The following is a 12371-nucleotide window of genomic DNA, read 5'->3' as shown; positions in this document are numbered from 1 at the left end:
TTCTCCGATTTTTGTTCGGCTAAAATTGCAGTATAAAAATATCGTTATGAATATGACAAAATCAACAAACATCGAAGGTGGAAAAGTAACTGTGCTGGGACTTGGTTCAATGGGCTCTGCAATAGCCGGAGCATTGGTTTCTAAAGGCTTTCAGGTGACGGTGTGGAACAGGAACATGGAGAAGGCAGACAATCTTCAACGGAGGGGAGCACGGCCTGCAAAAGACCCCTTTTCTGCAATTAGTGCCAGTTCCGCTGTTGTAATATGCGTATCAGATTATAAAGTTACCAGGAAGATTCTAGGTGATATTTCCCCCGGAATATTTATGGGGAAAACTCTTATCCAGCTAAGTACAGGGACCCCGAAAGAAGCTAGAGACCTTCACGCATGGGGACAAAAGCATGGCGCAGGTGTGTTAAACGGAGATATAATGGCCTGGCCGAGGCAAATAGGGACACCTGAAGCTTATATTACTATTTCGGGAACTGCGTCAGTTTTCGAGCAGCAAACGCAATTGCTCAATTCTCTTGCCGGTATAATAGACTTTGCAGGCGAGGAACCCGGAGCATCGGGCGCGCTTTTCTCCGCTATGATGGCTTTTCTTGCTGGTAACTGGATCGGGTTTTGCCATGGTGCCTTGATCTGTGAAAAAGAAGGGTTGAGGCCGGATGCTTTCGGGGAGCTTGTGGCTAATATTTCCCCGGTTCTCGCCGAGGAATCAAGGCACATGGGCGAAGTAATTCAGAAGGAGAATTTTAGTAATCCGGAAAGTACTATATTCACGACTGCAAATGGCTTGCATTTGCTTGTGCAACAGGCAAACGAACGAGGCATCAATACTGAATTACCCTCTTTCGCAGCCGGGTTATTTCAGCGCGCTGTTGACGCAGGGTACGGAGGGGAGGAGCATGCTGCAATTATAAAAGTTCTTCGTGAAACTAACGAAAGCGCAGGCCATTAGGCCTGCTTTCGCAGAAAAGCATGAAACGGGACTGAGCTTGGCTCATACTCCACCTTTCTTTGAACATACTCTTTATGGGTATTTCCCCATGTCTCCAGCACTTCAATTACCGGAAGTAGGCTCTCCCCAACTTCGGTAAAACTGTACTCCACGCGAACGGGAATTTCAGCATAAACTTTCTTGCAAATGATCCCGAGCTCTTCAAGCTCTTTCAAATGCAGGTTGATAATCCGTGGAGCTACAACATTCATCTCGCGATGAATTGCACTCGGCCGACTGATGCCCCGCTTTATACAATCAATGATCCATGCTTTCCACTTGCCGCCAATTACCTTCAAAGAAACGGCAAGACCGCAATCCAACAATTCAGGAATCTTCCTTTCGTACATATCTCACTTATTTATACTCAAAGATAACCGTTGTAATAGAGTTGAGATAGGGGGAAAAGTTTTTCCCTGACATCTATTTTCAATCATTCTCATGATGCATTTAATTGTGCTCATACTACTGGAGGTAATTCAAAGTCTTTTAAAGATGCTTCCGGACCAGGGATCCGGAAGCAGGTTGAGGGTGGCTTATAAACTTAGTAGGAATACTTTTCACCCTGCCATCCCGTGTTTCGTAAAAACTGTTCCCAGGAAAGTGTTCCCGGGTTTATTCTCCTGCTCCATTCCCAATCTCGATCTTTCTGAAAATATCCAAACTCGACTGCATACTCAGCCATACCGAGGATTTCATCAACCAATTCATCATTTGACTTGAAAGAGGGGAAGTAATTGAGAAACTCTTCTCTTGTGTATGCAGATTTATATACCGCTTTTTTTCCTGTAACTTTGCTGAACGCTTCAACCATCTTTTGCGGGGAAATCACTTCGCCAATTACCGGCAGGGCCTTGCCTGCATACTCCTGGCGGTTAGAAAGTATTTCAAGAACTGCCGGACCAGTGGCAGTAAGCGGATCAACAAACGGTGCGGAGAAGTCCCGAGGAAGATAGATCGGAAATACAAGGGTATCCCCTTCTAAAATAGGTGTATAAAATTCTATGAGGTTCGTATAAAAGAAGGCCATGTAAATGAATGTGCTGGTGAATGGCAGAGTTCTGATATATTCCTCTACCCTGGCCTTGTCCGTGAAATGAGGTGCGAACTTCCGATTTCCTGTTATCCGGCTCACATTTTCAAGGCTGCTGAAGATTACATGCTTAACACCTGCTTCAAGAGCTGCATCGGCTAACTGTTTGCCTAATTCAAATTCGTAACTTTCGGGTGGCGCAATTGCTGGTGTTATTAGAAAAACGCTGTCAGAACCTTTGAATGCCTCAATATATTCTTGTTCATAACCCACGGAAAGCGGAATACTTTTCAGCTCAACTCCTAGGGCCTTCAGTTTCCTGCCCTCGGGGGTATCGGCCCGACGGGTAATACCACGTACACGGTACTGGCCACTATTTAATAGAGAATGGGCGACGCTAAGTCCCTGTTTGCCTAAAACCCCAGTTACTGTAACCAATGGCTTTTCGTTTTCTGGATTCATGTTTTTATTTTAATTGTGAACTATAAAAATTATAGTTGCGAAACTATTTATAGCTTCTTTACTTTGCAATAACTATCCTTTTGGATAGCTGGAAGAAAAAATCATATTATGGAATTAGAATGCGTCAGTGACCATATTAAAGTTGCGAATAAAGTATACCCGTGTACAGTCAGCCTTGCTATGGACCTGATCGGGGGCAAATGGAAGGTTGTGATCCTTTACCATTTAAGGGAAGGATTTAAGCGGTATAGCGAGCTAAGAAAGGATTTACCTGGTGTAACGGAAAGGACCCTCAGCTTGCAACTGAAACAATTGGAAGAAGACGGATTGGTTTCAAGACAGGTTTACGGAGAAAAGCCGCCAATTAAAGTGGTCTATTCCCTTACTGATTTCGGAAAGTCTTTTATTCCGGTCCTTAATGCAATTCTCGGTTGGGGTAATCAGGTAGCTTTGGAAAAGGGAGAATTTATTAACCGGTCCCAGGTGTAGTACCCCTAGGTCTTACTGCCAGTAATCCGGCGTAATAACCCATCTAGGCAGCCTATTTGTTTTTAGACACTTTGTTGTAGGACAGCTTCAAGTAACCTTTCAAGGCTTTTTCGAATGTTTCTTTTGACGGATTAACCACGCAAACCCAGTACATAGCACCATAAGCAGGATGGGGAAATATTGTATCTTCCTTTGTAAAGTCAATTCCCAGGTTCAGGTATGCTTCGAATCCTTTTTTGTCCGTAAGGTCACTGAACAACGCCATAAATGTTTCTTTATCCAAACCTACGTTTAAACGGTAGAATCCCTCTCGGTTTAGATTTGAGGTACTATCATACTCGTTGTCCCTGGTAACTATTGTAGCGAAAGGCTGTTTATCATTCTTATCGTACATAAAGAATAAGTCCCCATCCGCTTCCGCTACATATACCTTCTCGAAATTTTGCAGAATGTAAGTTTTCAAATCCTCAATTTTTATAGTATCAGATCTAAATAATTTGTTTCTTATCAGTTTCACCTTGCCGCGGTATTGCTGCCTTTTGGCTAAGCGAAGGTAAAATTTTTATAAATTCATCTGCAATTCCATCAACTGTTTCATGATGCCTGCTCCAGGAGTTATACACTTCCATTCCCCATCTCTTTATCATTTCCTGACAGTCTGATTCATTCGCAGCTTTATTTATTAAGTCGGTGACGGTAATATTGCCACGCGCGAAGATTTTTGGAGGAACTAAATACTCTTCACTTTTACCTGCTTTGTACAGATTTAAATAGTTACTGAGTTTTGGAGAGAAGCTATAATTCCACTGAATTTGATAATGAAACATCAAGTGTTGCCTGGTTAGATGAAAATGGTTATTCCACCGACCATGTATCTCAGGATGTTGCAGGGTATGAGCGTCAACAGATAAAAACCGATAAATGTGGTTCTCAGGTTTGGAATAATCAATCAGTTGAAAACCAAGACTAAATATTTCAATACACTCATGAATCCCCCTCTTGGTTTCGGCACCGCAAAATTGACAACTACCACGATTCAATAATATAACCCCGTTTTTATTTGCTATATCTATGTAATCTTGCATTTGTCTTTCTAGCCTTGTTGCAATGGTTAAGCTTTTTTGCTTTGTAAGTTGAATGGCACCAACGTTCTTCCAAGGGTAAGTTTATTGAAAATCAAAATCCCTATGAAAGCTTTTCGTTAAGCTTCACTTCCAGTTAATGGGGCAGTGCATTATAATCTTTTATCAACTCTCGAACACTTTTGAAGGAAAAATCGTCCACCGAGAGTTTATTAGCAATTTCCGGGTTGTCATCTAAAAGTTTTTTCAGATTTGCCTTCCTCTGCTGCTGGCTTCCGAGGATTGAATTAGTTTTGACTTCTACAAGCTCACTATCACCCTTTGCTGCATACCATTTTTGGGATTTATGAAAGCTTGGTGCCATATTCGGAGTTGAAGACTGCCAGTCGAAACTGCTCTCAAATAAAGTAACTTTCCCTTTTTCAAGAACGACAAGGAGAATGCTTTTTGAGTTTCCCGGAATCATTCTTCCTGCATAAGTTGTTTTGGCCTGCTTATCGTATGCTTCTTGAACTTCACTTGCCTTAAACCACGTTGCTTTCTTTTCCTCTGTTTTTCTGAATTTTATTGCATCATTAGAAATACCCTTAACATCTCCTGTAAGCGTGTCTCCATCCGAAGTGATCAGATAATCCTGGGCGGACACCTGGTATACGTTCAGAATGAACATTCCTAAAAAAACAAATCTTAGCATTAGCATAATCCTTTTCACTTTCCCATTCATAACTCCAAAAGTATGTTTCAGGGCCTGAGAATGCAAAGATTTTACATCAAACCCTTCCTCCACGTGATAAACTTAGGGTTAAAGACTTTGAATGCCGTGTTTGAAACATTGTAAGTGGATTGGGGAAGACCCGGAATACGGCAGTTTTTCAGCCAAGTTTGCCAAGATAGGGGTTATGAGGGTAGACAATATAAAACCAGACATCAAGCGAAATATGGACAGAGTTTGAAGAAGGTATCGGTAGCATTTTCGGTTCACAATACCTGGAAATTATGGGGGTCAGTAGAATTTGATAATAGTAATGAAATTTCACATAACTGTAACTTAAGTACTGAAATGCCAGTACCAATGTTATTGCTCCCAAGCAATGTTTTTCATAGGTAGATGTAGGGTCAGAGAAGTCTGGCCCTTTTTTATTGGGGGGCTATTAGTCTTGCTTTTATAACCGACTAGGTATTATTACGTGAAGAATCCTTACAGGCCCGTTTGGCACCGCTTTTGATTTCCATAAAGAAGATTGACACTAAAACATCTATACTATGAGATTCATTAGCAGAAAATTCCACGCAGTATTAGATTACATGACGGGAATATTATTAATCGCGGCGCCATGGTTGTTCAACTTCGCTGATGTAGAAAGCGCGAAATGGGTAGCCATTGCATCAAGTATAATTTTACTGGTACTTTCATTCCTGACTGACTACGAGGGAGGTGGAAAGAAATCAGTTTCTATGAGTGGACACCTTACAATGGACGTTATTCTAGGTATTTTCCTTGCCGCCTCTCCATGGATTTTTAACTTCGATGAATATGTCTATTTACCTCATTTAATAGTCGGTATTCTAGAGGTCGGTGCCGGTTTATTAACGGAACGAACCTCAGAACATTCTCATAAACATCACATTGATGGCAATATAAGCCATGCACATTAGTTTTCGATTGAGTATTTGTTAAAAAGCGGGCTTGTCTCGCTTTTTCTATTTAAAGTCTTTTTCGAAGTAATTTTGAGGACTAAAATTTGAAAATCGTTTTATTACAGTTTCGTCCTCTCCGAACACCTAATAAACTATCTCTACCCTCATTTTAGACTATCTGCGGAAAAGTAGTCTGATTATGGATTGGGAAAGTTGGAAGCCGCTTTTACCATCCCCAAAATACTCATCCCTAATTTTTCCTTATGCTTCCCCTGTTTTGTTATATTCATCTTACAGAGCGCAAGTAAATAACAACGTTGGTGTGGTACTTATTTAATAAAGAGCTAAATGTTATCACTCTTATTTCAGGAAAATGAAGATCGCTCTTTAATATTTCTTGTTTTTGTTCGCCCTAGTATTGCTTTTACGCCTAATTATAGTTTTGCAATTTCTATTAACAACTCAAAAGCCGCCTGCATATAACCCTTTCCCCAATACTCAGGAAAAAGCCAACTTCCAATAACGATTTTCGGTAATTCGATATTTCTGACCTCATATAATTTAATAAGAGGACTAGTGTAGTGAGCTCCTCCAAATCTGCGTTCCAAGAGCAGAGTCAAAAATCGCAAGCTCTCTCTATCGCTCGTTTGTTTTCTTCTGGGATTCTACCCATTACATGTTCTGATTTCCTAAGACTTGTTTCCCTTTCTATTCTGCATAAATTAAACCCCTATGAAGTGCCTTTAGAAGCGCATAGGCATAAGAAACATCTGAGCCCAGTTTCCTTGCCCATTCTCTGGCGATGTTTGAAATAGATGCCTCTTGTAACTCTAATTCCAGAACTCTTAGAATCCGGTTAGCTATCGTTTCAGACTTCTTAAGGTACAAGCGCGATTTTCTTCCAAGTGCCTCGGCTGCAATAAGTTTTTGATCAAATGGTTCCTTCGCTAATAAATCAAAATGTTCCTCCGCAATTTCTTCCCACGCGAGGTCATAGTAATGTTCAACAATCTTTAAAATATCAGAAAGATCGTTTTCTCGCTCTTCCGGTCGATCACTCCAGGCGATCAGTTTTAATATCACCATTCCTGGAAGAGGAGGCACGTTAGCAATTTTTTCTTCAATCTGCACCGGAACAGCCTCTTCCATTACCTCCCGGAATCCGAGCGAGTGAAGATCTGTCTGGCGTTGATTGAAGTTTATTGTAAACTGCTCTTCTATCTCACCGAAGGGGAGGAGATCAATTACAATCTTATACTCAGAAGAATAAAATGTCCAAGGCGCAGCCACTTTGGTGAAACCTTTAGCTTCTAAATCAATAGAAATTTGCTCATACTCGTTAACAGAAGAAATCATTACGGCAAAATCAATATCCTTTGTTCCGCGGCTGGGCTTTATTCCCTCTTTAAGCAACTCCAAAGCAATTGCGCTTACCCCAATCAGGTAATATGGAATATCAAGTTTTTTCAGTACCTCATCAATGCAGTCGAAGCATTCTTTGAAGTACGGAATAGCAAGCTCTTTATAAGTTTGGTTCAATGTAGTCATGAAATATTTTGTCTGCGGTTTCCTTATTCCTTTTACCTCCCTCTAAAATAAGGTCGGCATACACAAGAAGAGGTGGGGCTGTTAACAATTGCTCCGCCTTCCAGAACATTTCCAATACCTGTACTTCTCCCATTGGGTCGGGTTTCAACCTATACTTTTTGATAAGGTCAATTCGAGTCTCAACACTATACAATTGAAACTTTTCAGGCCTTAAATGATTTGTTAATAAATCCGCAGCTGCCTCGCCACCCCAAACAGTTTTATCAGAATCTAACTTCAACTGCCTCCAGTCACTGTTTATCGTATATCTTTCTTTGATTAATTTGGGGCGGAGAATACTTCCGTACTCGTAAATCCAACGATCGAGAAGGGATCTTCGATTCTCCCAGATATAATTCTTATTGTCCAAAGAAATAAGGTATGCCGTTTCCTTTAAACCCTCGATCACTTGTGGAATATTTCCAAGAGCTACATTCGCCTTTTCAGCCAGTTCCCTATGGGTAAAGTTTATGGCCTCCTTCCTTTGTAGAAGATAGAAGAGAACTTTTAATCCTGTTTTAGTAAATGCCCTATTTCCCCTGTTTTTTTCTGGTTCCAGGGCTTTTTGGGTATCAATAAAAAGAAAGGTTTCCTCCTTGTCTAAGAATAAATTTCCGTTTGCTTCCAGGTACGGTATTCCTTTCTGCCTGAGCTGCTCTTTGATGTTTGGGAACAGCCGATAAGCCAAAAGCATGAAATTGTTCCATTCCTTGCGATACTGTTCCAGCTGAACGATATGATGAGTGCGTATTTCATTTTTTACTTCAATAAGAAATATTTGCTCTTTCCCATTTATCGTAAGTTTCAAAACACCATCTAGAGGGCCGTTTTCTTCCCAGCCTGGTTTGAACCGATCTTTAAATGGAAGGTTTTCCAAGGCCGTATAAACTATTTCCTTCTCCATTTTTAGTCCTTTGTTCACAAATATAGCAAGTTCACGTTACGTGAACAAGAGAGAAGTGTGAACATTAACTATGATAGGTCGTCAAAAGCATTGATCATATTTGCGAGATAAAACCTTCATCCTTATAAAAGCAACAGTAATAAAAATATCTTTTAGTTGTCCTTTTCGAAGTTAAGAAGACTGGGTAATTATTGAAGTAAGGACGATTATATTAAAGGGGTCGCTACGCCGGGAAGACTATTTAAATAACGATAAAGGTCCGTTTCTTATTCTTTATTGTAGAAGTTTAATTCCCAAATCAAGGATAAACCACCCCTTATAAAAAGTTTACGCAATCGAAGAAACACGGCGATGCTTGTCGTTTTTAAATAAATTTGTAAGTGCATTCGCTACCAGGTTATTTTCCTCTCTTTGAACTTCTATAATTCCATCTTTCCACCTTCGGTCCTTGAATAAAGAGGAACAAGAAAAGACTTGTCAATTGCTAACTCCGTGATTTCTAAATACACAAATTTGGAGTGCGGAAGAAACTGATGAAATTGTTCATTTTTTTTCAGAAAACTTCCTATTTTTATATAAGCTTTTGCAGCTTGAAAAAACAGGTGACTAATTCGGGACTCCCAGAATGAAAACCTTTGAAATATTGAAATAAAGCAGGTTTTTAGCGGCAGGTTCCCCCACTCGAGATCAGCGCAGCTAATCCGCGCTCAACTGTAAATTTACTTGGGGGAGGAAATAAACAAAAAATACCAAGGAGCGTAGTGACCGGCGGAAAACCTCGGAGGAAGTACTATTTTTTTGATGACGGAGTGTCTCGTAGTTGAATCAGTTGAGACCAATTTGGAGTGCTAAAAAAGAGGTTTCCTCTTATCTCTCTTATTAGCATAAATCCTTTTAATGTATTCAAGCTCCTTCTGGTTCTTGATTTGCGACATCAGATAATCATACGACATTCTGGCCTTTGAACCACCATCAGTAAAATCAAAACTACATCCCTGGATAATCAGAAACCAATTCACAAGCTCCGGATTAACCTTCCTGCGCTCCAGAAAATCATGAAAAGCCATAATACTCTGGTCAGAATTTAGCTTCTCGAAATCCGCCGAGTAAAACTGAAAGGGATTCTCCGTATAGCTCGAAATCTTCCGTGCCAGCGAAAGGTTATTGAAATCATACCTGTTTCTGAAAGTCCAAATCTTTGAGGAAAGCGGTTTTTTTAAGCTGTTACTTACTGGCTATTTGGAGAACATTACTTCAGATCGAAAACTGATAGAGCACTGCTCTATGCGGATGGATATCTTATACTTTATTGGATTTGATATAGATGAAGAGTTGCCCTGGCACTCTACAATTAGTAGGACAAGGCAACTTTATCCGGCTTCCCTTTTGAAACACTATTTAACAAAGTGTTTACCTTATGTGTCGACAGCGGTATGGTATCCGGTCATACACCGAAGGGATTATTGCTTCTGAAACGTTACTGCCCTTTAATAATCACCTAATAGTCCTTATTGATTCATTTAATTATTTAAATTCCTGTAACTTTTAATTTAAACATAAGTAAAATATCGACAATCAGACAGTTGTTCTGTTTGTGGATTTCCTAAACTCTTCCTAAATGAAAGAAATAAAACTACTCCTGCTTGCCACCTCATTGCTATTTTGCAATCAACTTATTGCCCAGGTCCCAGGGGGAAGTGAAATTAAGGGTGATATCAGTTTGGATGATGGTTTCGGTGTCTCGATTGAAATGCCGGATCCTAAGAGAAATCCAACTGCTGGGTATTATCAGCAGAATGGTAAGTATGGATTCGTATTGCCAAATGATGTTCAAGAAGCTGCTATTTATGATAATATATTTTCAACTACCAAAGGCTTCATAGTAATCAAGGATAAGCTTTACGGGATAGCCAACAAAAGGGGTGTAATACTGGGCCGGATCGAATTCGACAGTCTGGGAACAAGTCAGGGCGATAGTTACGTGGTGAAGAAAAATGGCAGGTACGGAACATTATCCAGCACAGGTAAAACTTTGCTCCCCATTCAATACAATAAAATTCTCTACTCCGACCATCCTACGCTTACGTTTATTGAAGGAACAGAGGGAGGAATTCAAATAATCTTCAATGAGACGCAAAAAAGTTTTCCTCAAAAGATTGAGAGAGCAGAATTATATGGCGATTTGGTGCTCATTAAGTCGGAGGGGAAATTTGGAGTTCTTAAAAGAAAACAAATTGTGCCTTTTGAATACGATAGCATATTTGTAGCTCCCCTGGGAGAATCAGGGAATGTTAAACCCAGAAGTTTTTCTAATTCGCGAAAACCTCAATCCTTGATCCTTGATAACAGTTACAGATCCATTAGCTGTTTGGCTGTCAGAAAGGATGGGAAGTATGGACTTATTGATAGTGCAGGTAAGGTTATTTTTCCGGCAGAAAATGACGCAGTAAATAATTATGAGACATACAGATATTACAGCGTGAAGAAAGGGAACTTTTATGGCATTTACTTCACAGAGGCAAAGGTTAAAACAGGGATAGAGTTTGATCGAGTATATGCTGATGGAATAGGGTATGTGATGGCGGTTAAGGATAAAAAGGCAGGGGCATACAATCTCCAGGGAAAACTAATTGTCCCCTTTGAATACGATCCCGGTTCTATTATGCAAAGCTCGCTTGGTTTGCGCGTTGGAAAGAATAATAAAAAAGGAATTATTTCTAAGACGGGCGCTACATTAATTCCACCCCTGTATGATGATGTGGACCCTTTTTGGGAGGGAGGCCTGAACAAATTTATGAAAGTGAGGTCGGGAGAAAAATATGGCGTGGTGAATTTGAAAAATGAAGTAATCATTCCGGTAAAGTTCGAATGGATTGGGGAAGAAGAAGGAATGCTCAAGGTTGCAACAACATCACCCAGGAAATTCGGCCTTTATGATAAAAACGGTCAGGTTATCGTGCCTGCGAGTTATAGATGGATCATTGATAGCGACACTGAAAAAAGTAATCTTATTGTTCTTGAGAAGGACTCTGTCTCTTACAACTTCCTCAACAAAAAGAGCAAGACTGTTCTATTTCCACAGAATATAAGTGCATTTGGATACTTACATAACCAAGAGGGTTTGATCAGTCCTTCCAATTTCAGCCATCAACCCCTTTTATGGGTTAGAAATAAAAGTAAGAAGGTTGGAATGCTGAATGAGCTAAGCGGTATTATGCAGGTTCCTTTCGCCTACGACGAAATCCTGCAGCATTTCGAATCCAGGAACCATAGCTATTTAACCGCCAGGAAAGGGAATAAATATGGCCTGATTGACGAGAAGAATCGCATTGTTCTGCCATTTATTTACGACGCAATTAGAGTAGACCTCATTGAAAGCAATTTCGATGATGTTTCAGATGCAACCTATGCCGTGACTGTGGCTAAAGGAAAAAGATTTGGTACAGTAAACCTAAAAAATCAGGTACAGATCCCTTTTCTGTATGCTGATTTGCAGAGGATATCAGGAACTGGGTTTTATAAAGCTAAAACAGGAAATCATTATGTAGTGATCAACTCTAAAAATGAAGTTTTGAATAAAGGCCCGTTTGACGACGTTGCAAATTTTGAACAAGGTAACAGAGGTGCGTCTAACCTACAGGCACTTACCTTTTTCGAAGGAAAAATGAGGGTGATCGATGAGAAAGGTAAATTTATAACTTCAGCAGTTCCTATGCACGCGCATCAGGGGTATAAGACGTTCGACGAATTGAAATATGCGCTGGTTAATGCCTATAACAGCAAGAGTACCGATAAATTGAAGGAATTTGCAGATAAGGTAGCTCCTTCTGAGCATTTGCTGTACTATCTCAAGGTAAATCTCTTGGAGAAGCGCAGTCTCCGAGAAGTCGATCCCAGCTTTGTAAAAGAGAAGTATTATAGGGATTTGTTGAGCTTTAAAGACCGCTGGGCGAACAAATCCGGCTGGGGATACGATCCTGTAGCATTAACTCAGATTGCGGATTATACCTTGTATGATAATGGAATAGTTACGAATAAAAGAAGGTCCGACCCTGCTTTTGGAGATACCAAGTTTATGGAGAAGTTACTTCGTAACGCCATAAAGGTCAACGGATTCTGGATAAGTTCTTACTTTATGTTCAGAGGTTTCGACACTTTCAACCCATAAATGGGAAA

13 protein-coding genes are annotated in these 12371 nt (G+C 40.2%); 5 read left to right on the top strand and 8 right to left on the bottom strand.

The window, feature by feature from the left end:
• Positions 1 to 52 precede the first annotated feature (52 nt).
• Complete coding sequence (locus J4N25_RS07685; protein ID WP_207421552.1) at positions 53 to 961, top strand: NAD(P)-dependent oxidoreductase; 909 nt, start codon at positions 53 to 55, stop codon at positions 959 to 961.
• Here the strand turns inward: J4N25_RS07685 and J4N25_RS07680 are convergent.
• Both J4N25_RS07680 and J4N25_RS07675 read right to left on the bottom strand, forming a co-directional pair.
• Entirely contained in the window at positions 958 to 1350 is a 393-nt protein-coding gene (locus tag J4N25_RS07680; protein ID WP_207421551.1) for a winged helix-turn-helix transcriptional regulator, read from the bottom strand. The two genes, J4N25_RS07685 and J4N25_RS07680, sit on opposite strands and share 4 nt — an antisense overlap.
• 194 nt (positions 1351 to 1544) lie before the next feature.
• Positions 1545 to 2495, bottom strand: a complete 951-nt coding sequence (locus tag J4N25_RS07675; protein ID WP_207421550.1) for an NmrA/HSCARG family protein — start codon at positions 2493 to 2495, stop codon at positions 1545 to 1547.
• Positions 2496 to 2603: 108 nt separating this feature from the next.
• On the opposite strand from J4N25_RS07675, the gene J4N25_RS07670 reads away from it, so the two are divergent.
• Positions 2604 to 2984, top strand: a complete 381-nt coding sequence (locus J4N25_RS07670; RefSeq protein ID WP_242695799.1) for a winged helix-turn-helix transcriptional regulator — start codon at positions 2604 to 2606, stop codon at positions 2982 to 2984.
• Positions 2985 to 3036: 52 nt separating this feature from the next.
• On the opposite strand, the gene J4N25_RS07665 is transcribed toward J4N25_RS07670, so the two are convergent.
• The 3 genes from J4N25_RS07665 to J4N25_RS07655 form a co-directional block, all read right to left on the bottom strand.
• Entirely contained in the window at positions 3037 to 3447 is a 411-nt protein-coding gene (locus tag J4N25_RS07665) for a DUF6194 family protein (RefSeq protein ID WP_207421549.1), read from the bottom strand.
• 25 nt (positions 3448 to 3472) lie between these two features.
• Positions 3473 to 4069 carry a DUF5946 family protein gene (locus J4N25_RS07660; protein WP_207421548.1) on the bottom strand — a complete coding sequence of 199 codons (597 nt, stop codon included), beginning with the start codon at positions 4067 to 4069 and terminating at the stop codon, positions 3473 to 3475.
• Between the two features lie 133 nt (positions 4070 to 4202).
• Positions 4203 to 4760 carry a hypothetical protein gene (locus J4N25_RS07655; RefSeq protein WP_207421547.1) on the bottom strand — a complete coding sequence of 186 codons (558 nt, stop codon included), beginning with the start codon at positions 4758 to 4760 and terminating at the stop codon, positions 4203 to 4205.
• Between the two features lie 569 nt (positions 4761 to 5329).
• On the opposite strand from J4N25_RS07655, the gene J4N25_RS07650 reads away from it, so the two are divergent.
• Positions 5330 to 5722 (top strand): SPW repeat domain-containing protein, encoded by a 393-nt coding sequence (locus tag J4N25_RS07650; protein WP_207421546.1) that lies wholly within the window; start codon positions 5330 to 5332, stop codon positions 5720 to 5722.
• Between the two features lie 690 nt (positions 5723 to 6412).
• Here J4N25_RS07650 and J4N25_RS07645 read toward each other — a convergent pair.
• The 3 genes from J4N25_RS07645 to J4N25_RS07635 all read right to left on the bottom strand — a co-directional run bounded on the left by J4N25_RS07645 (position 6413) and on the right by J4N25_RS07635 (position 9262).
• Positions 6413 to 7252 carry a hypothetical protein gene (locus tag J4N25_RS07645; RefSeq protein ID WP_207421545.1) on the bottom strand — a complete coding sequence of 280 codons (840 nt, stop codon included), beginning with the start codon at positions 7250 to 7252 and terminating at the stop codon, positions 6413 to 6415.
• On the bottom strand, positions 7227 to 8195 hold the full coding sequence (locus J4N25_RS07640; protein ID WP_207421544.1) for a type IV toxin-antitoxin system AbiEi family antitoxin: 969 nt from the start codon (positions 8193 to 8195) through the stop codon (positions 7227 to 7229). The genes J4N25_RS07645 and J4N25_RS07640 overlap by 26 nt, the downstream gene beginning before the upstream one ends.
• A gap of 848 nt (positions 8196 to 9043) precedes the next feature.
• Positions 9044 to 9262, bottom strand: coding sequence for a hypothetical protein (locus tag J4N25_RS07635; protein WP_207421543.1), 219 nt, complete (start codon positions 9260 to 9262; stop codon positions 9044 to 9046).
• A 97-nt stretch (positions 9263 to 9359) separates the two neighbouring features.
• Here J4N25_RS07635 and J4N25_RS27115 point away from each other — a divergent pair, with 97 nt between their 5' ends.
• Together J4N25_RS27115 and J4N25_RS07625 are read left to right on the top strand one after the other, a co-directional pair.
• A complete protein-coding gene (locus J4N25_RS27115) occupies positions 9360 to 9668 on the top strand; it encodes a transposase (protein ID WP_207421542.1) in 309 nt (102 codons plus the stop codon).
• 145 nt (positions 9669 to 9813) lie between these two features.
• Positions 9814 to 12363: a WG repeat-containing protein gene (locus tag J4N25_RS07625; protein WP_207421541.1), complete on the top strand. Its 2550-nt coding sequence runs from the start codon at positions 9814 to 9816 to the stop codon at positions 12361 to 12363.
• Positions 12364 to 12371 lie beyond the last annotated feature (8 nt).

This window comes from Desertivirga brevis, from assembly GCF_017355835.1.
This window is presented reverse-complemented; position numbering and strand designations above follow the sequence as displayed.